Genomic DNA, 21830 nt, shown 5'->3' with positions numbered 1-21830 from the left:
GTTTTCAGCGAAGGCACCGCTTTCAGTGAAGACACCGCGGTCAGCGGTAGACGAGGCCGCCGTCGATGAGACCGGCCTGACCGGTCATGTAGTCGGAATCGGGCCCGGCAAGGTACGAGACGAAACCGGCGACATCGTCGGGGGTTTCAGCTCGACCCAGCGCAATTCCGCCGACGAACTTCTCGTAGGTGGCGCCCTCTGGTGCACCGGTCAATTCGGCGAACCTCTTGTCGATCGTCACCCACATGTCGGTGCCCACGACGCCGGGGCAGTACGCGTTGACGGTGATTCCGTCGGACGCGTATTCCTTGGCTGCAGCCTGAGTGAGGGCCCTGACCGCGAATTTTGTTGCGCTGTAAACACCTAACATGGCGAACCCGTCGTGACCGGCGATGGATGACGCGTTGATGATCTTTCCGCGCTGACCCAGAGCTTGGAACTTTGCTGCTGCAGCTTGAATTCCCCACAGGACGCCGTCGACGTTGACGCTCCAGATCTTGGAGACCTCTTCCGGCGTCGCGTCGGAGATCGGGCCGACGAGAGCGATTCCCGCGTTGTTGACGATGACGTCGAATCCGCCCAATTCCTGGTGTGCATGTTCGACGGCTGCGTGAACCCGCGCGCGATCGCTGACGTCGGCGACAAACGTCGTTGCACGACGGCCGATCTGTCTGATCTCGTCGGCAACCGCATCCAGCTTGGTCTGGTCGAGGTCGACCAACGCGATGTCGGCGCCGTCGTGGGCGAGGCGGAGAGCGATTCCGCGTCCGATGCCTTGGCCTGCGCCGGTGACCAGTACTACCTTGCCCGTGATGCTCATGCAGTTTCTCCTCGTAAGCAGTGAACCGGTTGCCTGGGAACCGGTGAGTGATTTGTATGTGACGGCGACCACAATGCGGAAGGGTTGCACCGTGTTGCAATTCCGCAGAATGGGGCAGCGGTTGCAACCCTCGGCAACCCTCCCGATGTCCCGCGCGACGGCTCCATAGTTGCGCAACCACTTCGCGAATCATCTTGCGAGACAATCTGGGAGAGGGAACATGACCGCTACAGTCGACACACCCACGGAACCGGCCACGCCGAGCCGACAACCGTCACGCCGCTGGATCGGGTTCGGGATCGCGAACCTCGTGATCGTTCTCGTGCTGGCGGTTGCGAGTTGGTACCTGCTCGCCGATCCGACCACCAGTCCCTGGAGTTTCTATCCTCTGCCGTTCAACGCGGCGCTTTTCTGGGCAATCCTTTTTGTGGTGTTCATCGGCTTCAATTGCGAGTTCGCCGGCTTCGACCGACTCCCGCAGCCGGCGAAAGGCCTGGCGATCATGGTCGCGACCGCGGTCTTCGCCGTCGTGGTGACGTGGCTCCTGGCAAACGGCTTGGGGAGTTTGTACCCGGATTTCGCGGCCGATCGTGAGGGCGGCCTCGGATATTTCGCGGGTGCGCTGTTCGTGCTCTTCGGCTTCGGGACCTGGGTGATGGTGGTCCTGAACTGGCAGCATTGGCCGTGGACTTCCCTAGGGATGAAGCAGCCGTTGGTGGGTTTGTGTGAGATCGCGTTTGTCGCCGTTCCGACGCTGGCGCTGTACTTCGTGTTCGGTCTGCCGTCCGTGTCGCTGTCCGCCACGGATCCGTTGATGACCGTCGACACCGTACTCGGGTGGTTCTACTGCGTCGTGGTGGTCGTGATCCTGACTGGCCAGACGCTCGACAACTGGCCGTGGCGACTGTTCGGCGGCGGGGGTAAGACGGCGCTCGCAGCCACGATCGGTAACTTCGCCGTCGGAACCGGCTTGTACTTCGTGGCACTTCCGGTCGTGAAGGCGCTGGTGGGAAGCGATGCCGTTGCCGAGTTGGGCGGTGTGATCCATCAATTCCCGGCGCAGCTCGGGGTGTGCTGGGCTTTCTGGATGATCTTCTGGGCCAACGCCTTCGGTAACAAGCCCACGGGCTTTGCGGACGGGGTCAACCTGGCGATCCGCGCGCTGCTCACGTTTGCGCTCGCGGTGGTCACATTCTTGTTCTATTACCGCTTTGCGGCAGAGTACATTCTTCACGAGCCGGCAGTTGTCGACGGATTGCACGGCAATGCACTGGGTTTCGTGGATTGGGCCGTGTTGTGGACGCTGTTCTACGTCGTGGGATTTCAGTCGCTGGGACTCGGCAGATTCAAGCCTGCTGAGGGGTGAGTCGGTTGCCCGCACCTCGGTGCGGGTAACCGGTATCGGACGCCGGCACCGCGTCCACTGATTGCAACAGACTGCAACGCTTGTGACCGGGGCCACTTATGGGATGTGCTGTGTGTCACATTCACAAACAAGGAGAAGTGATGACGCAAACCATCGATTCCGCAGTCACCCCCGAGGTGAAGTTGACGGCGGTGACACCTCAGGAGCGCGTCGACGCCTGGCTGGCGGATTTCGAGTCGGCCCTCGCGGCTCGTGACATCGAGCGTGTGGCAGGCAAATTCGCACTCGACAGCTTCTGGCGAGACCTGGTGTCGTTCACCTGGAACATCAAGACCGTCGAAGGTCGCGAGCAGATCGCCGACATGCTCTCCGCGCGACTCGACGACACCGATCCTTCGGGATTCCGGACGACCGAGACGCCCGACGAGGCCGACGGCGTCACGTCAGCCTGGATCGAGTTCGAGACTGCAACCGGGCGTGCGCACGGGCACCTTCGTTTGAAGGGAGATGAAGGTTGGACCCTGCTGACGTCGCTGCAGGAGTTGAAGGGGTACGAAGAAGGTAAGGGCACTCGTCGTCCGCGCGGCGCCAAGCATGGGGCAGACCCGAACCGCATCACGTGGGCCGAGCAGAAGGAGATCGAAGACCGCGAACTCGGTTACACCACACAGCCTTACGTCGTGATCGTCGGCGGCGGCCAGGGCGGCATCGCGCTCGGCGCCCGGATGCGTCAGCTCGGAGTACCGGCCATCGTGATCGACAGCCATGAGCGACCCGGCGATCAGTGGCGCGGACGCTACAAGTCCCTGTGCCTGCACGATCCGGTTTGGTACGACCACCTGCCATACATGCCGTTCCCCGACAACTGGCCGGTGTTCGCGCCCAAGGACAAGATCGGCGACTGGCTCGAGATGTACACCAAGGTCATGGAGGTTCCGTACTGGAGTTCCACGACCTGCACCTCGGCGTCGTTCGACGAGAAGACCCAGGAATGGACCGTCGAGGTCAACCGCAACGGCGAGAAGCTGACGTTGCGTCCCAAGCAGTTGGTGATGGCGACGGGTATGTCCGGCAAGGCCAACGTTCCGACGTTCCCCGGGCAGGACAAGTTCCTCGGCGATCAGCACCACTCGAGCAAGCACCCCGGCCCGGATCAGTACGTGGGCAAGAAGGTCGTCGTGATCGGGGCCAACAACTCCTCGCACGACATCTGCGGCGCACTGTGGGAGAACGGCATCGACGTCACGATGGTGCAGCGCAGCTCGACGCACATCGTAAAGTCGGATTCGCTGATGGATTTGGGCTTGGGCGATCTGTACTCGGAGCGTGCACTGGCCGCCGGCATGACGACGCACAAGGCGGACCTCACGTTCGGTTCGCTGCCGTACCGGATCATGCACGAGTTTCAGATCCCGGTGTACGACGCAATCCGTGAGCGCGACAAGGATTTCTACGATCGCCTCGAGAAGGCGGGCTTCGAGCACGACTGGGGCGACGACGGTTCAGGTCTGTTCATGAAGTACCTACGCCGCGGCTCGGGGTACTACATCGACGTCGGCGCGGCCGAACTGGTTGCCAATGGAGACATCAAGCTCGCGCACGGCAACATTCGTGAGCTGACCGAGAACAGCGTGATCCTCGAAGACGGTACGGAATTGCCTGCCGACGTGGTGGTCTACGCGACCGGCTACGGCTCGATGAATGGCTGGGTGGCGGATCTGATCGGTCAGGACACCGCCGACAAGGTCGGCAAGGTGTGGGGCCTGGGGTCGAACACCACCAAGGACCCGGGACCGTGGGAAGGCGAGCAGCGCAACATGTGGAAGCCGACGCAGCAGGAAGCGCTGTGGTTCCACGGAGGCAATCTGCATCAGTCGCGCCACTACTCGCTGTACTTGGCGTTGCAATTGAAGGCGCGTTACGAGGGCATCCCGACACCGGTGTACGGACTGCAAGAAGTGCATCATCTGAGCTGAAAAAGAACTGCTGTACGCCTTTATTAACCGCGGAAGGTTAATAAAGGCGCACAGCAGGTTCAGCGAAGGGCGTACTTTTTTGCTACTTCGGTGTTCTTGGTCGCGCGCTCGGTAAGGAAGGCGAATGCCAACCCGAGTACGAGCCAGAGCGTCGCCTGCGTAGCGAGCGAGGAAAGTCGGAACTCCCACAGCAGAGTTGCCGGGAAGTCCTCGCCCACCTCGTTGATGCCGGGAAGCGAGACGTAACCGATCGTGGCGATCACCAGGAACGCAGCCACCGGAGCAGCGATGCGCACGCTGAGGAACTCGTGCCCGGAAACTGCCTTTGCCGCCGCTGCTGCCGCGGTGACGGACAGTAGCCCGAGAATCACGGCGGCCAGCCACAGAAGTGTGCGCTGGTTGATGGTGTCGGGATCTCCGACGGCCGGCGGATTGGCCGGGTACTTGAAAAAGGGGACAGCCTCGATAGCCAGCCAACCACCGACGGCGATGGTGATCGCCAACAACGGCCCGGACATTCCGGTGAGTCGTCGAGCGTAATTGGCAACGACCGAGAAGATCGCCCCGAGTGCCAGTCCGGCAAGCGCTGTGGCCAGGAACAGCCCGGCGCGCTGCCCGTCGCGGCTCACCAGTGGTTCTTCTTCGTCACCGTGCGAATGCCCAGCGGCTTCGCCGGAAACCTCACCGGTGGCGGTGTTGGCTTCTTCGATCGCAATGGCAGCGTTGACGTGCGGTTCACCCAGCACGAATGCAACTCCGCCGGCAAGGATGCCTGCGATCAGACCAGCCAACAAACCACGAATGAGAAGCTTCGTGAAATTGTCGACTAGTGGCACGGCAGGCCCATCAAGTGTCGACCGTCGTGCATCAATTCATGCATGTACATGCCGGTGCGAGAGATAGCGCCCTGGTCGAATCCGACCAGATAGAGAGCCAGCATCGCGAACAGAACTACTGCAGCGGCGAGGAAAGCAAGACGAGTCGAATCGATCGACGTATCGGGAGAATAGGCGAGAGCCATCGAAGCCTCCTGGGATTTTCGCGTCCCCTAGGTCCATGCGATGGCCGAAGTGTCTGGCTGTCGAAATAGTCGTGCCGAAAAAGGCACTTCACCTCGAATTACAGTGGCGCGACCGCTCCGGGCTTTCACCGGATTCCTGTCGGACCATCGCGTTTACATGCGAACTTTTGCACTACAGCCCGCACCGTGTCAACGCGTGAAGCCGAGATGACCGTCGATTGTGCCCGCCAAGGCAGGCACAATCGCTCGAGATCAGCTCTTTGCGGCGACGTCCAGGACAACTTCGAATTCGAGCAACGACGCACCCGAAGCGACGGGCTTCGCGCGCTCGCCGGAATGGGCTTCACGGGCGGGGCCGTCACGCCAATCGGCGAACGCCTGCTCGGACTCCCATTGGGTCACCACGAAGTAGCGGCTCTCACCGGCGGTGGGGCGGAGGAGTTGGAATCCGAGAAAGCCCGGGGAGTTCTCGACTGCGTGAGCGCGTGCTGCGAAGCGCTTCTCCAGTTCGGGGCCGGCGCCCTCGGGGACCTCGATTGCATTGATCTTCACGACTGCCATGCAAGCGACATTACCCGCGCACCTTCACCGCGTACCGTGACACTCGTGTTGCATGACGAAGGTGGAACGGGACAACCGATTCTGTTGTTGCACGGCCTCATGGGCAGCTCCCGAACGTGGCGACGCCAGGTGCCGTGGATCCGCGAGTTCGGCCACGTCTACACCTTCGACGCTGCCGGTCACGGCAGGCCGGCGCCAGCGGCACTGACTACCGAGGCATTCGTCGAGGACCTGACATCGGCGGTTGCGTCCATCGAGGAGCCGATGATCGTGATCGGTCATTCGATGGGGGCTCTGCATGCGTGGTGCTTCGCCGCCGCGCATCCCGAAAAGGTTTGTGCGCTGGTCCTCGAAGACATGGCCCCGGACTTTCGTGGACGCACCGCTGCGGACTGGGCGCAGATGATCTCGGCGTGGCCGCAGCCGTTTGCTTCCGAGGAGGCGATGAAGGAATTCTTCGGCCCCGTCGCCGGCCAGTACTTTCTCGATTCTTTCGACCGCCGCGACGACGGGTGGTACCTGCACGGCGACGTGTCGACCTTCCGCGACATCTCGGAGGAGTGGGGCACGAGGCATTTCTGGGATCAGTGGAAGGCGATCGAGGTGCCGACCTTGCTGATCGAGGGAGAGTTCACCATCACCCCTGAGGGACAGATGCGAGAGATGGCCGAGAGGCCGGGAACTCGGTACGTACGTATTGCCGATGCAGGCCACCTGGTCCACGACGATCAACCGCAGCGCTATCGCGAAGTGGTGACGGAATTCCTTCAGACCGTGAGCTGACTTCGGATCGACGCGCCCACCTGCTCCAGCTCGACGGCTCGCCTGGCGAGGAGTCCAGCAGCGAACTTCGCCTTGTCGCCGCGATGGCGGGGGACGACGTGCAGGTGCGAGTGGAACACGGTTTGGCCCGCGGCACGCCCGTCGTTGACGAGAAAGTTGACTCCGTCAGCGGCGATGTCGCAGCGGCGTAGAGCTCCGGCGATGAGCGTGCCGACGCGGAACATCTCTGCGCCTTCGTGACTTTCGAGAGCATCGAGGTTCTCTGCATGACGCTTGGGGACCACCAGGGTGTGTCCGCGACTCACCGGCCGTGCATCGAGGAATGCGAGAGTTGTCTCGCTCTCGTGAACGAGAATCGCCGGCTCGGTCAGCGCGACGATCTTGCAGAAGACGCAGGAATCGGTGCTCATGCCTACAGAATGTAGTCCGAAATCAGATCCGACCCCGACTACAGCAAGCGCAGTTGGCGTGCCCTCGTGATCGCTTCGTTTCGATTGTGTACGTCGAGCTTCTTGTAGAGAGTGCGCAGTTGAGTCTTGACGGTGTTGACGGACACGTACAGTTTGTCGGCCATCGCAGCCGACCCCATGCCGAGCGCCAGGAGTGAGAGGACTTTCTGTTCGCGTTCGGTCAGCTCCACGATATGTACGAATTCCGGAAAAGATTCCGCAGGAGCCCTTTTCGAGAATTCGGCCAGTGCACGCGATTTCGTTTCGGCCATCGATTCGAGTTTCTCGACGTCCGACGATGCGATGGTCGCGAACGAACGTAGAAGTCCGGTCTGATCCGCGATGCTGCACGCTCTGGACCACTCCTGAGAGGCGAGGCGTGGCTCACCCAGCTCGGAGTGGGCAACCGCTTGCACCAGAAGCGATTCCATCTGTGCCCGCGGATAGGATACGCCAGACCAGTCGAACTGGTGACACAGCGCCACCGCGGCCTCGTTCTGGCCGATCCGCTGACGTAAACGCGCCACCGACGTGAGCGTCCACGGGTTGGCTGCAGGATCGATGATCTCCTTGGCCAGTGCTACGGCATTGTTCCCCTGTCCGAGAGCGAGCAAGAGATCGATCTCTGCGGATTGCAACAGAGGAAGCGCGAAAGATGTAGCCGTGTACTGCTTGGAATGTGCTTCGATCGCATTGTGGAGCAACAGTAGTGCCGCAGTGTGGTCGCCGGAGGTCAAGGCGAATTGGCAATGCGCATAGACGACGAATGCCCACAGTTCCTCGGTGTCGGACGGAAGACCGAGTTCGGTCAATGCGAGACGTGCGTCGTCGAAGTCGAGTGTGTCGAGAGCAGTGAGCGCCCGTGCTGTCAGGCCGGCGATCTTGACCACAGGTTCGAGCCAACCGCCGGGGTCCGGATGCTTCTGTTCGAGTTCGGACCAGTGTGTGGCCTGCCGCGGCTCACCAGCCAGCGCCCAATTCAGGGCGGCACTTCCCGCAGAGTTACGAGCGATGAAGTCGACTCCATGAGACAGGGCGCCGTGGTACGCCATTCGAGCCTTGATCGTGGATTCTGTGAACCTGCCGCTCAATTGAAAATTGATCGCCCATTGAAGTCGCATGAGAGGGAGCTGTGCGCTGACCGCTTCCGGGTTGTTCTCCAGCGCACTGCGACTGAGATGAGACAGGCGCCTGGTGGTTTCTGCTGCGAGCCCGTACTCGCCTGCCATCCTGAGCATGATCGATTGAACGCAGGCAATGCTCAAGGCGTCCTTCGCGCCGGCTTCAGCGCCGAGAGCCCACAGTTCTGCCGGCGATTCGGGTAGCAAGTCGACTACCGTCGAGCGCTCGCTAGGATGCATCGTGAACAGTGCGCGCCCTGCCTCCACGGCAGAGTGTTTGTCCGCTGCTTCCGCCGGAATCCGTTGGAGAGCAGAGCGAACCGAGTCCAGATTGTGGACGATCATCGTCACCCAGTGTTGCTCGACGATGTCTACTGCCAGGGTCCAGTTCTGTGCCTCGACCGCGTAGTCCAGCGCCGACGCGTGATGACCGTGGTCGAGTCGGTTGTGTGCGAGGAACGAAAGACGTTGCGCCGGATCGACTCCAGCGCGCTTTTGGTGCGCGAGTATCGATCGACGAATTGCAGGCGGCAGCTCCCAGGTTTCTTCGGCTTCGGTCTCGACCCGTGACAACAACCCGGCTGTCTCCAGTATCGCCAGGCGCACGCGAATCTGATGAACGGTCTCGCCATCCTCAGGGTGTTGGGACTCGAACAGCATGGCGGCGATGTCGACGGTGATCGATCGCGCAAAGGCCGTCGCGAGCAGGAACTCGAGTTGTTTCACATGATCAGCGGTCATGAGAACGGATTTGTTCACGTAGTCGTCGATCGCCTGCGCGATGTTCTTCCCGATCATCTGCTCGCGGTTGCGGCTACCCGATGTCTGGACGGCGGGAACGGCGACACGAACCAGCGCTGGCAGCCCACCTGTCAGGGATGTGATTTGTTCGGCATCACCGTCAGTCGTGTGTACGTCAGTTTGTGCGAGCAAATGGGCGGTATCGGCTCTCGTGAACAACAGCTCACTCGCGCTTATCACCTCGTGGTCGGTGTCGAGCAGGTACGGCTCGGAGAACATGCCGAAGCCCGAGAGCGTGACCACGAGGTCCAGGTTGTGACAGAGGGCGAGGAGTTCGATCAACTGATCGTCCAACTCTGGTTCCGATATCAGATCCGGCCTGATCAGCACGAGCAGCACGGGGCGGCTGAGGGCGTTCAGGGATTTGGCGACAGCGGTGAAAGGATCGGCGAGATCGTCGACGTCGGGCAGTGCGATTCCGGCAGCGTGGATTCGATCGAGGACAACGGCCCAGAAATCTTCGAGTGTCGACGAGGGCCGTGGGGCCGAGACCCAGACGAGTATTCGTTCGGATGCCAAATGGGCGCGCAGCCACGATGCGATCAACGACGATTTCCCGTGGCCGTTCGGTGCACGGACGATGGTCAGCGCGGCACGTCGGTCAAGTTTGTCGAAGAGCGCTTGCCGGGGAATCGACGTCGCGAGGGTGCGCCTTTCGGGAATAGCTGCCCAGTCGTGGCCGTCCATCCCGAACATCAGCGCGGACCCTTTCTGCTTTCGCGCCCCGCAATGATTGAAGAGTTTGGGCGGATTGTCTCGATCCATCTATCTACAGGGAGGAGCGTAGCTGGTGCGAATCCAGAGCGTGCCATCCCGGGCAATTCACCCGGGAATTCACCCCGGCTGAGAGAAGTTCACCCACACAATCACGCCGTCACCATTGGCTTTCGAGTCCCTCGAGCGACTTCTATTGAACGTAGCTCGGGATTCGCCAAATGTGGCCGCGAGCGCCTGTCGGAGGCCCGAGAGTCAGACATCGAAGGAGCGTCGTGAGAACTCGTCTGTCAGAGGTGCGGTCGAAGGCCGTTGTCGTCGGACTCCGGCCGAGAGCGTGGCGCCGAGGAGTGCGAGGTATCGGCATAGTTGTCGTGACCGGAGCTCTGGTGGTCGGCGCTGCTGCGCTCGGCTTGCTGCCGATGCAGTCGGATGTTCGATTGGCGGCCGAGGGAGAGTTCGTGCCTCCCTTCGCCGTCGAGCTGACGGTGATTGACGGTGCACCGCCCTTCGATCCCGCTGACGGTCCAGGGCTCGATTCGGGACCGTCCAACGGCATTGTCCGAGAGGGTGATCCGGTGACGTATGTCATCGACATCGGTGTCCGGGGCAACCCGCTCTCCGACGTGGTCGTGCAACTTCCGGTGCCTCGAGGTTTCGTTCTGCCGTCCGTGCCTGATTACTGCGGAGACGGCTCGGGTGTCGACGAGGTCGGATTACATTGCCTGATAGGCAATCTGGAAGCGGACCGGTACTTCACCCGAACGGCGACGATGACTGCGGGAAAGCGGGAAGACGCCGACGGTCTACCGATCGCTGCACTGGTCACCGCAGATCGGGGGGCGGTTCGCGTGCGGTCGGGCGATGTCACGGTGCGGGTGGCGACCACCCCGGGAGTGTGTGATCCGTACGGGATTTCTGTTGGTGGTCAGAGAAGCCAGTGGGCTGCTGTCTCGGCAGATGGACGAATCTCAGGTCTGGTGACATCGGGCATCTCGGAGGCGGTGGTGATCGACGGCGTCGATCAATGCGGGCACGCGACAGCGCGGACGGTGAAACCGTTCGAGGGTCACTTCTCGTTTGTCGGACTGCTACCGGGGACGTATCGCGTCACGGTCGACGGCCGAGCGCCGGTGGAAGTGGTGCTGGAACCAGGTGCAATGGCGGTCGGTGGCCTGACGTTCTGATACAGCTTCGCAGGAATGGCAACACTCGTAACAGTCAGTAGCAGTCAATGGAGGATCCAGTGCGTGAAAGCCTGGGCGTTGTATTCGAAAATCAGTCAATTTCAACAGCTCTCGTAGATGCAGACACACCCCTTCTGGGCTCGATCGACGAGTTCCGTCACCCCTGGGGTGCAGACGGGACTGTTCCCTCTCCGCAAGCGTCGGCGCGCGCACTCGCCTCCGCGGCCGAGGTCGCCACCGGTCGAGCCCTGCGCTCGAATCTGTGCCCCACCGTCGTCGGAGTGATGTGCGAGCGTGCGGACGTGCGCGAACATGTCTCGGATTCGTTGTCCTCCAGTCCTTTCGAGAACATCGAGTTGGTCAACGGTCTCGACGCACGGCTTGCCTACCTGCGGACGGTCGACGCTCTCATTGGTGTGTCGCCGATTCTCGCGTTCTGGCCGGACGGCAGTGAGACCGTGATCGCGGCCGTCGACCCGAGAGCAGGCGTCGTGGACTCGGCGCATCGTTACGACACGGCCGAGTTGCTTGCGGACAGCTCGACGTTTGCTGCGACATTGGACCTCCTCGTCGCCGAACGAGACCCTGTGCCCAAGATGCTCGTCGCGATGCTCGTGAAGGAAGACTCTCGGCAGCCGTCCGCGGAAGCCGCTGAACTGGCAGGTCTCGGCTTCCTGTTTCTCGGCGAGCGGACCCAACTGGCGATAGGGGCTGCGCTGGTAGCGGCCGATCGCGGAAGCGAAGTTCGGTCCGGTGACGGCATGGCTGTCCGGCCCGTCAACAGGGTCCGGTGGGCGGCGGCAATAGTACTGCCGCTTCTACTCATGTTGACGGGGTTGCTGATCGCTCTGTCGCCGGACGGGTCGCGCGCGGTGTCCACGGATAGCCCGAACATCGGCGCCGAGTCGGCGACCTCCACCAGCGGGCCCCCGCCCGGCGCTGCCCTACAGATTCCGACACTTGCGCCTTGCGATCCAGTGGTGCCTGCCGTTCCTGCTGTACTTCGGCGTTCTGATCCGGAAGTCGCACCGCTCCAGACCGACGAACCCACAGCCGAAGAATGCACCCCGCTGCGAGTCGGCTAAGCCGTACCCTCTCCGGCCAGCGCAAACAGGCCGTCGTCGGTCTGCTCGACCAGTCCGTCGACCAGCAGTGAATGCAACGCACGGTCACGCTGACCCGGATCGGCCGGCCAGACGATGTCGAGTTGCGCGCGCTCGACCGGACGGTGACTCTCGCGAAGAACGGCCATCAATTTTCCACGAACCTGGCGATCTGTGCCCGCGAACTTCTGCACCTTCTTGGGTGGTCCGGTGTGTGCCGGTTTGCCCGAAGCGACCCACGCGCAGTTCGGCAAAGGGCAGTTCTCGCAGTTCGGGTTCCGCGCCGTGCAGATCAGTGCACCGAGTTCCATGAGAGCTGCGCTGTAGGTGGCGGCGCGCGCACGCGTCCTCGGCAGCAGCGCCGCGACGTCGGCGAGGTCTCGCGTGTTGGACGGGTTCCCGGGTTCCGCATTGCCGTGGACGGCTCGCGCAACTACGCGTCGTACGTTGGTGTCCACCACAGGCACTCGCTGTCCGTAGGCGAAACACGCGACGGCGCGGGCGGTGTACGAACCGATTCCCGGTAGCGAGAGCAAGGTATCGACGTCTTCCGGGACCACGTCACCGTGCTCGGCAGCCAGGACGCCCGCGCATTCGTGTAACCGCAGCGCGCGTCGTGGATAACCGAGTTTGCCCCACGCGCGAAGCACCTCTGCCTGGCTCGACGCTGCCATCGCCGACGGCACCGGCCAGCGCTCGACCCACTCTTCCCAGATTGGCGCAACGCGCACCACCGGCGTCTGCTGGAGCATGATCTCGCTCATCAGGATCTGCCAGGCACTGACGCCCTCGCGTCGCCACGGCAGGTCGCGAGCCGTCTCGGAGTACCACTTCAGCAGCACCGAAGATTCCACTGCCACTGCTACCGACACACTCCTCGAACCTGTGCTCCTGGTCGACGAAGGAGACGTCGACTTGTGGGGGCCACTTTATCGGCAGTCGCCGACACGGCTGTCTTTGACGCCCGACCGCCGGGTCACAACAACTGCACGTTACTCAGTTTCCACTCGCCGTCCTCGCGGACCAGCGAAAGTTGCATCCGGTTGCGGTCGATTCTCGGATCGGGGGAGTTGGTGTTCGTGATCGTCTGATCGAGGAACACGAGAACCTCGGCGTTGTCGCGATCACTGCTCGCCAGCCCGGCTGAAATGATCTGAGCGGACGAGGTCGCCTGATACTGCACGATCATATTCTGAAGGTTGGCTGCCACCTGGGCGTACTGACCGGCGAATTCGCCGACAGAATTGTCACGGACCACGGAGAGATTCTGATCGAGGTTCTGGAAGTTGTACGTCGCAAGATCAGTGGCGAATTGCCGTCCGCTGTCCAGGGCGCTGATACGCGCGTTTTCGTCGACCGATTTCTGCCAGGTCGCGAATGCGCCCCATCCGAGCGCCGCGACCACGACCAGGGCGCCGGCAACGATCGCTACGGTCTGCTTGCGAAGCCGCTTGGGCTTGTCGACGATTGTGGGCGTCTGGGGTTCGGTTGTCTCGGTCATTGCGTTCCTTGTACTAGTAGTGCGGCAAACGAGTTGTCACCGAGAACGGTGTTCTGACCACCGTTGAGGCCCAGACGAATCGACGTTCCGTCACCGGCTGCGACCGTTCCGAGGGCAGGATCGTATTCAGCAACCCCGTCGATCGTTCCAGTTCCGGTGGGGACGTTCTGCGATCCGCGATTCTGGATCCGGCCCGACTGGTCCGCGCAGTGTTGGTTCTTGTCGAGCGTGGTCGGTGAGGTGTCCTGTACCGATCGCCGGGGCGTGTCGTAGATACAGACCGGTCCGAGTGCTGTGATCAGATCAAGCTGTGCCCGTCCGTCTTTGACGATACTTCCGAACTTCTCGAATCCTTTGGGCACCACCACCAACAAGGCATCGACGGCGGGCATCCGTGCAGTGACGATCTGAGTGGAGACGAGAGAATTGGCCAACAGCAGACTGAACGGCTCACGACTCTGTTCGATGAGAGGCAGTATCTGATTGTCGAGAACACTCGGGCTTCGATCGAGGAGTGTGCGCAGTTGCGGATCGGAGTTTCGTACCTGATCTGTCAATTGGCGAAGTGTGAGTGCAACTTCGGGAAGAGCGTCAACATTTTCCTCGTTCGCAGTGAACAGTGAGCGCGAGTTCTCGACGAGTGTGTTGACACGCGGTTGATCGGATTGGACAGTGCGCGCGAGCACGTCGAAGTTGTCGACGAGCGCCTGCAGATCCGGACCCAATCCGTTCAATCCCTCGCCGAGTTCGTGCGAGAGGGTTCGCAGGTCTGCCGGATCGACGGTGTCGGCAGCAGCGTTGAAATTCGCAATCACGGTTCCCAACGCGACCGGGATCGAAGTGCGCTCAGTCGGAACGACGGAACCTTCAACCAGATACGGGCCGCCGTCGGTCTGCGAGGACAACTGAACTTTCAATACCGGAACGGCGGTGTCCTGGCTGATGGCCACATGCGAATCGTTGGGGATCTGTTTGTCGGCGGCGATGCTCAACGTCATCACGACGAGGTCCTGGGCAGAGTCCGCCTCCACCGACTCGACGTCGCCGACGGTGACTCCGCGATAGGCCACTTCCGAACCGGGAGCGATTCCGGCCGCGTTCTCCAATTCGACGATGACCGAGAAGGTTCCGGTGAACGGATCTCCGGCACCGACTTGCCGGAGTACGTACGTCGTGCTGACCACCGCGATGAGGAGAAAGGCGGCGATCTCGAAATAGACGGTTCGGTTCTTCATCGCGTTCCTCCTTGCAGGGGTGTCGTGATCGGCAGTTCCCGATCGGAGGCGGGCAGAGGTGGCAGTGGCGGTGCGGCGCCCGGGATTATCTCGTTGAGCACTCCGGTCACGGTGCCCTCGACATCGACGTCGAGGTCGATGTTCACGTAATCGCCTGGGCTGGCACGCTCGAGGAGCACTCTTGCGTTGTCCAGGTTGGCCATCGTCTCACCCAGTGTCGGGCCCATTGCCGAGAACTGGTCGAGGATGGGTGACAGTCGTCCGGTGATCTCGGAAATCTGGTCGGACGACTGGTCGAGTACGGAATTGGTTGCGGTACTGAGCCGATCGGTTTCGTCGAGTAGATCGAGGAGCGGTTGTCGTTGGTCGGCGATCACGCCCAATGCGGGTGTGAGTGTGCGCAAGCCTTCGTCGATCGTGGTGCTCTCGTCACCGATCAGAGCGCTGAGCCGGTTCAGTGAATCCAGTGCCGAATTGATCGATTCCTTTCGGTCGTCAAGTGTTCCGAGAAAAGTGTCAAGGCGTGCAAGCAGATCGCGGATCGTCTCCTCCCTGCCGTCGAGAATCTGATCAGCCTCACTGACGATGTTCTTGACCTGCGCCAACCCACTGCCGTTCAACAGAGTTCCGACGGCGCCGAGCAGTTGTGCGACATCGGGTCCGCGCACGGTCTCCGATCGCTCGATGGTGGAACCTGGTTCGAGAATGGGGCCCGCTGGATCGACCGGAACTTCGAGGTTGACGAACGCATCGCCGATCGGGGTCGACAGCTCGATCCGAGCGCGGGTGCCGACAGGTAGTTCGATGTCCGACGCGATTTCGGTATGTACCACGGCTGCAAAGGTTTGCGCGCTCATCGACGTGACTCTGCCGACGACAGCCTGCCCGATCCGCACCTCGCCGCCGACGGGAAGTAACGACGCGTCGACGAATTCCATGTTCAGCGGGTACGACTCTCCTGGCAGACCGCGTCCGAGGGGGAGGTGCTGGAAGTTGAGACTGCAGCCGGTCAATGGCGCCGCGATGACAAGTGCCACGACAACGCTCACCACGGACTTGTTCGACGCCATCAGTTGCCCCCACCGAGGATGCGTGCCAGGTCGGAGCTGCCTGCCGAAGGAAATTCGATGGGATTGACGATTCCCGGCCCGGTGCACAGCGGAATCGGCATCTTCTCGCACAGTTCTCGCGTCGTGTCGAACTGTGAGAGATCGGTGGCGACGTTCAATCGCGCCCTGGCTCGGCCTTCTTCGGTGACGAGGTTGGCGACGTTCTCGAATCCCGTTGGTGCCGTTTCGATGATCTCGCGCAGTTGATCCTGTTTGGTCGCGACTGCACCGGCCAACTGCGCGAGCGTACCCAGATCGGCGGTGACCGCCTCGCCGTGTTCGGCGAGTAGCGCTGAGACCTGTCCGAGCAACGTGGTCAGGGAATCGAGCGCCCCGCTGATGTCTTCTCGCTGGGCGCTGAACGTGCGGGCGGTGACTGTCACCGAGTTCGACAGAGAGTCGACCTTGGTCTGGTTGTCCGCGATCAACTGCACGAGGGTGTTCAGGTTCTTCACCAGTTCGGAGATGTCGGGACTTGCACCCGCCAGTACCGAACTGGCCTGTGAGATGGACCGAACGGCATCGTTGAATGCTTGCCCGTTGCCGTCCAACGCGTGGGCGCCTTCTCCGATGAGGTCACCGATCCCGCCGCCGTCGGCGCCAGGGCCGAGCGCCACCGTCAATTCGTTCACCGATGCGGTGAGTTGGTCCCACGTCAGGGGGGAGTGAGTGCGTTCGAGAGGGATCACCGCGCCGTCGGTGAGGAACTCACCGTCCTCGTAGCCGGGGCCGAGTTCGATCGTGCGGTCACTGATGACCGAGGGAGACAGGACCCAGGCCTGCGCGTCGGCGGGTATACGTGTTCCGGATGGCAGGCTCAGCGCCACTCGTACCCGGGACCCTTCCGGCGTGACGCTCTCGACCCTCCCGCTGGGAACTCCCAGAATCGTCACTGTGTTCCCGGTGAAGATAGCGTCGGTCGAGGTGAATTCGGCGGTGAGAGTGAGTCTGTGTTCGTCACGCGTGACGACCAGGACGGCACCGATCGCGCAGATCACTATCGCTGCCAGCACGGCGAGTTTCTTGACGGTCGTGGTCATCGACACCCCTGAACGAGCCCGACGACGCACAACCAGTTGTCCGGGATGAGGGTGGAGGGTGAGTTGAGGTCGAGCCAGTTGCCGTTACCGGTTGCGTTGGTGACGTAGCGGACGCTGGGGGCGAAGTTGTCGAGCAGTGTGGTCAGTGATTGTTCGTTCTCGGACAGAACTCCCGTCACCACGTGGATGTCTCCCATGACCGAGTCGACCAAAGCCTGGTTGTCGCCCAGGAACTGGGCAAGTGTGGTGCTCAACTGATTCAGGTCTTGTACAAGCGCATTCAGCACATCTCGCCGGTCGGCGATCGTGGACATCACCAGATCCGCATTCCCCAGAAGGGTTTCCAGAGTGTCCTTCTGCTCGATCAGTGTTGCGGTCGTCTGCTGCGCTCCGGTGAGAAGGGAACGGAGCGCAACGTCGTTGTCGTTGACTACTCCGGAGAGTGCGTCGATTCCCTCGAGTGAGCGGCGAATGAGTTCGGGATCGTCCGGTGAGTTGTCGGACACCACGGTCAGCATGTTTCGCAGTTGTTGCAGATCAAGGTTTTCCGACGTGGATTGTGCTCCTCGACCGAGATCGTCGAGAGTGAACGGAACGCTCGTGTTCTCGATGGGGATGGTCGAACCTGCGGGTAACGAGCGCGATCCGTTCGGAGTGACGTCGAGCGAGCGTCGGCCGAGCAGAGTCGAGATCTTGATGTCCGCACGGGAGTCTTCGCCGAGAGTGACGCCGTCGTCGAGTCGGAAGGTGACTTCAACCGAGTTGCCGCTGACCGCCAACGAGGTGACCACCCCGCTCGGGACTCCCGCGACGTTGACCGGATCGTCCTGCGTCAACCCGGTGGCGTTGGCAAAGACAGCGTGGTACTCGTTGGTCTTGACCGTCAAGATCAGTTGAGGGACAACGAGTGCGGCCAGAACCACACCGACTCCGACGAGGATGCAGATGATTCCGTTGCGGACCGGGTTCTTGACGGTGAGCCAGTTCATCGGCACACCGCCGAACGCTCGGGGCCGCCGAGGGTCACCGATTGGTCCAGCGCGCTGAGCCGGAAGTTGCAGATGTAGATGTTCGCCCAGCTTCCGTAGCTCATCGCGATCCCCAACTGGGTGAACAGTTGATCGAAAGCGGTGATACCGGTCGCCAGCGACTCACGGTTGTCGACGACGACGCGAGCCGACTGATCGATCGAAGTCAGCGCGCCAGCCAAGTCCGGTTCCACGCGCGTCACCAAGTCCTGAAGTGAAGAAGTCAGGGCGCCTGCGGAATCCACTGCGGCCGAGATCTGTTGGCGGTCCTGTGCCAAACCGCCGACCAGTGCGTCGAGCGTGTTGATCATCTCGACGAAGTTGGGTCGATTCGTCGTGGTCACGGTAAGGACCCGGTCGAGGTTGTTCAGTAGTTGGTCCAAGATCGCGTCCCGGGACGTCAAGTTCTCGGTGACGGCAACAGTGCGCTCCAGCAGGCTTTCGATGGTGGAACCTTGTCCTTGGAATACCTGGACGACCTGTGCGGCAAGCTCGTTGACTTCTGCGGGGTCAAGTGCGTCGAAAAGGGGACGGAATCCGCCGAGGATGTCGGTGAGGTCGATCGCCGGCTGAGTCTGTTCCACGGGAATTGTGGCCCCGGGGGAGAGGTAGTTGCCTGTTGCGCGTTCGGCCTGTCCGGGTTCGATCGAAATTGTTCGCGCTCCCAACAGGTCTGCGTACCTCACCACAGCGCGACCGTCGGACGGAATACGTTGTGCAGATTCGAGTTCGAAGCCGACGACGGCTTGGTTGTTCACCAACTCGACGCTGTCGACGCGCCCTACTCGCACCCCGGCGATCTGAACATCGCTGCCGGTGACCAGGCCGGAGGCATTGACGAAGACGGCCCGGTACTGCGAACTCGACCCGGAGACTGGGTTGATCAGGGTGCTCACCACAACCACGGTGGCGAGAATCGACAGTGCAGCAAACAGTCCGAACCTGATCAGAGATTTCTTCACGCTCATCCGCCCACCACCGTCGTGCCGCGAAATACCGGCCCCGCCACGAGAGTGTCCAAAGCTGTACCGCCCTGGGTGAGAGCCGAGATCAGGGACTGTTCGGCAGGGCTGCCGACCGGGCCGACGGTTCCGCCGAACGCGGTCGCGGCGGCAGGACAGTTGGGTCCGCGGGTTCCGTCGTACTGTGGGCAGTCGGTCTTTCCGTACGGATACAGATCTGTGACGGACAGCCGTAGATCGGTGCTGAGCCACGGACCATGCGCCAACGCGGGCGGGAGCTTGATCGTGAGATTGCGCAGGCCGTTGTAGAAGGTGGTGATGTGGTCCGGCCGCGAAGTGATTGCGCCGGTCAGGGAATCGGCGTCGTCGACCAAGGTGATCATGCGGTCGCGATTGTCACCGATCAGACTCGTGGCAGCAGCTCCCGTGCTGGTGCCGGCACGCAGAAGCCCCGCCAACCCGTCGGATTTCTCGACGACGGTCTTGGATGTGGTGATGGAGTTCTCGAATGCGGCGAGCATGTCCGGCGCACTCGTCGAGAGACTGTCGGCGAGGGTGGCTATGTCGTCGAGGTCGTCACCGAGTCCGTCGATGACGGGCTGCGCACCGACCAACGCTTGGTGGACTGAATCGAGCGATTCGCCGATCTGGTTTCCCTTGCCGCTCAACGCGTCCGAGACTGCCGTGAGTGCGACGTTGATGTCGGCGGGGTCGAGGGAAGAAACGAGCGAGTAGATCCGTGAGATCGATTGGTAGAGCTGGACCGCGACTTCGGACTGATCGGATACCAATTCGGTACCCGGCACGAGAGCAGGACCACGCGAGAGTCCGTCAGGTTGAATCAAGTCTACGAAGAAGTCACCGAAGATGTTGCGGGGCATCAGTCGCACCTGACTTGTCGACGGTATGTCCTCGAACGCTCCCTCGTCGATCGCGAGTGAGACAGTCGAAGCGGTGGTGCCCGGCTCGATCTCGGCCACAGCGCCGACGACGACGCCGCGGTACTGTACCGAGGATCCGACTCGCAGCGCACCGGCACTGGCGGGGACGACAGCACTGACCTGCGGTGTGGAACCGGTGGAGTCCGTACCTCTGCTGAACAAGAAGACGTAGGCGAGGATCAGGATGACCACGGCGAGTAAACCCCGCAGTGCCAGGGTGATTCGGCTGGAATTCGTGACGATCATCCGGTCAGCCCGGGTACGTGAGGTTTGAGTCCCCACAGCGCAATGGTCATCGCGACGTCGGTGAACGCAAGGAAGACGATGCTGGTGCGCAACGCTCGTCCGGCGGCTCGTCCGACGCCTTCGGGTCCACCCGTCGCGGTGTAACCGTAGTAGCAGTGCACGAGGGTCACGACGACCGCGAACACCATGACTTTTATCAAGGACAACCAGATGTCGTTGGGAGAGAGGAAAAGACTGAAGTAGTAGCCGTACGTTCCCTCCGACTGGCCTTTGACCCGGATCACCGCAAGCGCCGTTGCCATGTACGAAGCAAACAGGCCGACCAGGTACAGCGGGACCACCGCGATGAGCGCCGCGATCATTCGGGTGGTGACCAGGTACCGCAGCGAGGGAATCGCCATGACTTCGAGCGCGTCGATTTCCTCGGAGATCCGCATCGCTCCGAGCTGCGCGGTGAATCCGGTTCCGACCTTGGCTGCCAGGGTGATTGCGGCAACGAGTGGTGCCACCTCGCGAGTATTCGCGATGGCGGACATCACGCCGGACAGCGGTGCGAGGCCGACGAGGTTGAGTCCGCGGTAGCCCTCGAGTCCGATCTGGGAACCGGCGAAGAACGAGATCGCGAAGATCACGACGACGCTGCCGCCTCCGGCGAGCAGGGTGCCCGAACCGAATGCCACCTGGGCGACGAGACGGGCGACTTCACGCCAATAGCGCTTGAGGGTTGCCGGAATCGAGGTGATGACACGCGCGTGGAACGTGAACTGATCGCCGAGCCGACTCAGGCCGTCGACGGTCCGCGAACTGACCCTCTTGGCACGAATTGCGATGGGCAGGTGCATCAATAGGCACCTTTCATCGAGACGAACAGTGGGTAGAACTGAGTAATTGCGAGGTTGGCGACAAACACGAGGACAAACGAGAGCACGACGGTCTCGTTGACTGCGTCGCCGACGCCTTGAGCTCCGCGCTTGACGGTCAGGCCCTTGTAGCAGGCCACGATTCCCGAGATGAGAGCAAAGGCAACGGCTTTGATGCCGGAGACGACGAAGTCGCTGGGTTGACTGAATTGAACGAGATTGCGCAGGAAACTCTGTGCGTTGCCGTCGAGTATCAGGACGTGAACGAAGAGGCTTGCGCCCAAACCGATTACGAGAACTATCGAGTTCAGTAGGAGGCAGACGACGGCAATGGCGATCATCCGGGGTACGACCAGGCGTTCGAGCACGGGTAGACCGAGCACTTCGAGTGCATCGATTTCCTCGCGTATCGTTCGCGCTCCCAAATCTGCGCAGATTGCGGAACCGCCGACACCGGCGATGATCAGGGCGCACACCAGGGGGCCGGCCTGTCCGATGATGAGGAACGCGACGACGGCACCGCTGTACGCACCCGCGCCGATTTGATCTGCGAGCGCACCGATCTGCAGTGCTACCCCGACACCGAGGGGAATCATCACCAGAGCGGACGCGACCGAGGTGACGTGGGCGAGAAACCACATCTGGTCGAGCGCCTCACGCCAGGCGAGGCGCTTGTGTCGAAGAGATGTGAACGCCGCAACGCACACGCGAACGGTGAAGGTGAAGAGCAGTCCGATCTCGGAGAGCAGGTTCGAGAACATGTTCGTCTTGGCGGGGGAGACAGCAGTTGTTTCCCCGGTTGTTCCATTCCCGGTCGTCGTAGCTTCGGTGCTCACGCCATCCCCCTCTCCGGCCGAATCGTTCTGGTCGGGTTTCTTCGATCACACTCGGGAGCTCGAAGTGCTCCAGGTCACGTTCGGAGACGGTATCAGGAAACTGACTCTGAAGTAAGTTCCATTTCGGCCACTTCATCACCGGGCGCGAATGTCGACGCGGAACTTTCGTT

Annotated in this window: 21 protein-coding genes and 1 riboswitch; of the genes, 5 read left to right on the top strand and 16 right to left on the bottom strand. The window is 61.7% G+C overall.

Features of this window, described 5'->3' with window-relative positions; translation table 11 throughout:
- Positions 1 to 40 precede the first annotated feature (40 nt).
- The gene (locus ASU23_RS29520; RefSeq protein ID WP_054826788.1) at positions 41 to 820 is read right to left on the bottom strand and encodes an acetoin reductase; all 780 of its coding nucleotides are present in this window, start codon (positions 818 to 820) and stop codon (positions 41 to 43) included.
- A 220-nt stretch (positions 821 to 1040) separates the two neighbouring features.
- Between ASU23_RS29520 and ASU23_RS29515 the strand changes: the two genes are divergently transcribed.
- Positions 1041 to 2186 (top strand): hypothetical protein, encoded by a 1146-nt coding sequence (locus ASU23_RS29515; protein WP_058039258.1) that lies wholly within the window; start codon positions 1041 to 1043, stop codon positions 2184 to 2186.
- Between the two features lie 140 nt (positions 2187 to 2326).
- The gene (locus tag ASU23_RS29510; protein ID WP_058039316.1) at positions 2327 to 4162 is read left to right on the top strand and encodes an NAD(P)/FAD-dependent oxidoreductase; all 1836 of its coding nucleotides are present in this window, start codon (positions 2327 to 2329) and stop codon (positions 4160 to 4162) included.
- Positions 4163 to 4221: 59 nt separating this feature from the next.
- Here the strand turns inward: ASU23_RS29510 and ASU23_RS29505 are convergent, their stop codons facing one another.
- The 3 genes from ASU23_RS29505 to mhuD all read right to left on the bottom strand — a co-directional run bounded on the left by ASU23_RS29505 (position 4222) and on the right by mhuD (position 5744).
- Positions 4222 to 4998, bottom strand: a complete 777-nt coding sequence (locus ASU23_RS29505; protein WP_058039257.1) for a CbtA family protein — start codon at positions 4996 to 4998, stop codon at positions 4222 to 4224.
- Entirely contained in the window at positions 4989 to 5183 is a 195-nt protein-coding gene (locus ASU23_RS29500) for a CbtB domain-containing protein (RefSeq protein ID WP_003945915.1), read from the bottom strand. Before ASU23_RS29500 ends, ASU23_RS29505 begins: the two co-directional genes overlap by 10 nt.
- Positions 5184 to 5207: 24 nt before the next feature.
- Positions 5208 to 5347, bottom strand: a riboswitch (cobalamin riboswitch).
- An 88-nt stretch (positions 5348 to 5435) separates the two neighbouring features.
- Entirely contained in the window at positions 5436 to 5744 is a 309-nt protein-coding gene (gene mhuD, locus ASU23_RS29495; protein WP_007726927.1) for a mycobilin-forming heme oxygenase MhuD, read from the bottom strand.
- 45 nt (positions 5745 to 5789) lie between these two features.
- On the opposite strand from mhuD, the gene ASU23_RS29490 reads away from it, so the two are divergent.
- Positions 5790 to 6527, top strand: a complete 738-nt coding sequence (locus ASU23_RS29490) for an alpha/beta fold hydrolase (RefSeq protein ID WP_042453393.1) — start codon at positions 5790 to 5792, stop codon at positions 6525 to 6527.
- On the opposite strand, the gene ASU23_RS29485 is transcribed toward ASU23_RS29490, so the two are convergent.
- Entirely contained in the window at positions 6512 to 6937 is a 426-nt protein-coding gene (locus ASU23_RS29485) for an HIT family protein (RefSeq protein WP_003945905.1), read from the bottom strand. The two genes, ASU23_RS29490 and ASU23_RS29485, sit on opposite strands and share 16 nt — an antisense overlap.
- Before the next feature lie 38 nt (positions 6938 to 6975).
- Entirely contained in the window at positions 6976 to 9663 is a 2688-nt protein-coding gene (locus ASU23_RS29480; RefSeq protein ID WP_082661495.1) for a LuxR C-terminal-related transcriptional regulator, read from the bottom strand.
- A gap of 224 nt (positions 9664 to 9887) precedes the next feature.
- Here ASU23_RS29480 and ASU23_RS29475 point away from each other — a divergent pair, with 224 nt between their 5' ends.
- Both ASU23_RS29475 and ASU23_RS29470 read left to right on the top strand, forming a co-directional pair.
- The gene (locus ASU23_RS29475) at positions 9888 to 10799 is read left to right on the top strand and encodes a hypothetical protein (protein WP_058039256.1); all 912 of its coding nucleotides are present in this window, start codon (positions 9888 to 9890) and stop codon (positions 10797 to 10799) included.
- A gap of 59 nt (positions 10800 to 10858) precedes the next feature.
- Positions 10859 to 11884 carry a hypothetical protein gene (locus ASU23_RS29470; RefSeq protein ID WP_230793165.1) on the top strand — a complete coding sequence of 342 codons (1026 nt, stop codon included), beginning with the start codon at positions 10859 to 10861 and terminating at the stop codon, positions 11882 to 11884.
- Here the strand turns inward: ASU23_RS29470 and ASU23_RS29465 are convergent.
- The 10 genes from ASU23_RS29465 to ASU23_RS29420 all read right to left on the bottom strand — a co-directional run bounded on the left by ASU23_RS29465 (position 11881) and on the right by ASU23_RS29420 (position 21660).
- Positions 11881 to 12762, bottom strand: a complete 882-nt coding sequence (locus ASU23_RS29465; RefSeq protein ID WP_007726916.1) for an A/G-specific adenine glycosylase — start codon at positions 12760 to 12762, stop codon at positions 11881 to 11883. The two genes, ASU23_RS29470 and ASU23_RS29465, sit on opposite strands and share 4 nt — an antisense overlap.
- 116 nt (positions 12763 to 12878) lie before the next feature.
- A complete protein-coding gene (locus tag ASU23_RS29460; protein ID WP_042451875.1) occupies positions 12879 to 13403 on the bottom strand; it encodes a hypothetical protein in 525 nt (174 codons plus the stop codon).
- On the bottom strand, positions 13400 to 14638 hold the full coding sequence (locus ASU23_RS29455; protein ID WP_058039255.1) for an MlaD family protein: 1239 nt from the start codon (positions 14636 to 14638) through the stop codon (positions 13400 to 13402). Before ASU23_RS29455 ends, ASU23_RS29460 begins: the two co-directional genes overlap by 4 nt.
- The gene (locus ASU23_RS29450) at positions 14635 to 15708 is read right to left on the bottom strand and encodes an MCE family protein (RefSeq protein ID WP_058039254.1); all 1074 of its coding nucleotides are present in this window, start codon (positions 15706 to 15708) and stop codon (positions 14635 to 14637) included. Before ASU23_RS29450 ends, ASU23_RS29455 begins: the two co-directional genes overlap by 4 nt.
- A complete protein-coding gene (locus ASU23_RS29445; protein WP_050656747.1) occupies positions 15708 to 16787 on the bottom strand; it encodes an MCE family protein in 1080 nt (359 codons plus the stop codon). Before ASU23_RS29445 ends, ASU23_RS29450 begins: the two co-directional genes overlap by 1 nt.
- On the bottom strand, positions 16784 to 17776 hold the full coding sequence (locus ASU23_RS29440) for an MCE family protein (RefSeq protein ID WP_232329974.1): 993 nt from the start codon (positions 17774 to 17776) through the stop codon (positions 16784 to 16786). Before ASU23_RS29440 ends, ASU23_RS29445 begins: the two co-directional genes overlap by 4 nt.
- A complete protein-coding gene (locus ASU23_RS29435) occupies positions 17773 to 18783 on the bottom strand; it encodes an MCE family protein (protein WP_058039252.1) in 1011 nt (336 codons plus the stop codon). The genes ASU23_RS29440 and ASU23_RS29435 overlap by 4 nt, the downstream gene beginning before the upstream one ends.
- On the bottom strand, positions 18780 to 19964 hold the full coding sequence (locus tag ASU23_RS29430; RefSeq protein ID WP_003945917.1) for an MCE family protein: 1185 nt from the start codon (positions 19962 to 19964) through the stop codon (positions 18780 to 18782). Before ASU23_RS29430 ends, ASU23_RS29435 begins: the two co-directional genes overlap by 4 nt.
- Positions 19961 to 20806, bottom strand: coding sequence for an ABC transporter permease (locus tag ASU23_RS29425; RefSeq protein ID WP_003945610.1), 846 nt, complete (start codon positions 20804 to 20806; stop codon positions 19961 to 19963). Before ASU23_RS29425 ends, ASU23_RS29430 begins: the two co-directional genes overlap by 4 nt.
- Positions 20806 to 21660: an ABC transporter permease gene (locus ASU23_RS29420; RefSeq protein WP_253741533.1), complete on the bottom strand. Its 855-nt coding sequence runs from the start codon at positions 21658 to 21660 to the stop codon at positions 20806 to 20808. The genes ASU23_RS29425 and ASU23_RS29420 overlap by 1 nt, the downstream gene beginning before the upstream one ends.
- Positions 21661 to 21830 lie beyond the last annotated feature (170 nt).

This window comes from Rhodococcus sp. KB6 (genome assembly GCF_001445685.1).
GTDB classification, from domain to species: Bacteria; Actinomycetota; Actinomycetes; order Mycobacteriales; family Mycobacteriaceae; genus Rhodococcus_F; species Rhodococcus_F qingshengii.
Note: the sequence above shows the minus strand (reverse complement) of the source record. Positions and strands in the feature narration are given on the sequence as shown.

What these genes read in the sequence shown, in the direction of transcription:
- ASU23_RS29520 (WP_054826788.1), bottom strand. Translation starts at nt 820, where the DNA reads ATGAGCATCACGGGCAAGGTAGTACTGGTCACCGGCGCAGGCCAAGGC.
- ASU23_RS29515 (WP_058039258.1), top strand. Translation starts at nt 1,041, where the DNA reads ATGACCGCTACAGTCGACACACCCACGGAACCGGCCACGCCGAGCCGA.
- ASU23_RS29510 (WP_058039316.1), top strand. Translation starts at nt 2,327, where the DNA reads ATGACGCAAACCATCGATTCCGCAGTCACCCCCGAGGTGAAGTTGACG.
- ASU23_RS29500 (WP_003945915.1), bottom strand. Translation starts at nt 5,183, where the DNA reads ATGGCTCTCGCCTATTCTCCCGATACGTCGATCGATTCGACTCGTCTT.
- mhuD (WP_007726927.1), bottom strand. Translation starts at nt 5,744, where the DNA reads ATGGCAGTCGTGAAGATCAATGCAATCGAGGTCCCCGAGGGCGCCGGC.
- ASU23_RS29485 (WP_003945905.1), bottom strand. Translation starts at nt 6,937, where the DNA reads ATGAGCACCGATTCCTGCGTCTTCTGCAAGATCGTCGCGCTGACCGAG.
- ASU23_RS29480 (WP_082661495.1), bottom strand. Translation starts at nt 9,663, where the DNA reads ATGGATCGAGACAATCCGCCCAAACTCTTCAATCATTGCGGGGCGCGA.
- ASU23_RS29460 (WP_042451875.1), bottom strand. Translation starts at nt 13,403, where the DNA reads ATGACCGAGACAACCGAACCCCAGACGCCCACAATCGTCGACAAGCCC.
- ASU23_RS29455 (WP_058039255.1), bottom strand. Translation starts at nt 14,638, where the DNA reads ATGAAGAACCGAACCGTCTATTTCGAGATCGCCGCCTTTCTCCTCATC.
- ASU23_RS29450 (WP_058039254.1), bottom strand. Translation starts at nt 15,708, where the DNA reads ATGGCGTCGAACAAGTCCGTGGTGAGCGTTGTCGTGGCACTTGTCATC.
- ASU23_RS29445 (WP_050656747.1), bottom strand. Translation starts at nt 16,787, where the DNA reads ATGACCACGACCGTCAAGAAACTCGCCGTGCTGGCAGCGATAGTGATC.
- ASU23_RS29440 (WP_232329974.1), bottom strand. Translation starts at nt 17,776, where the DNA reads ATGAACTGGCTCACCGTCAAGAACCCGGTCCGCAACGGAATCATCTGC.
- ASU23_RS29435 (WP_058039252.1), bottom strand. Translation starts at nt 18,783, where the DNA reads ATGAGCGTGAAGAAATCTCTGATCAGGTTCGGACTGTTTGCTGCACTG.
- ASU23_RS29430 (WP_003945917.1), bottom strand. Translation starts at nt 19,964, where the DNA reads ATGATCGTCACGAATTCCAGCCGAATCACCCTGGCACTGCGGGGTTTA.
- ASU23_RS29425 (WP_003945610.1), bottom strand. Translation starts at nt 20,806, where the DNA reads ATGCACCTGCCCATCGCAATTCGTGCCAAGAGGGTCAGTTCGCGGACC.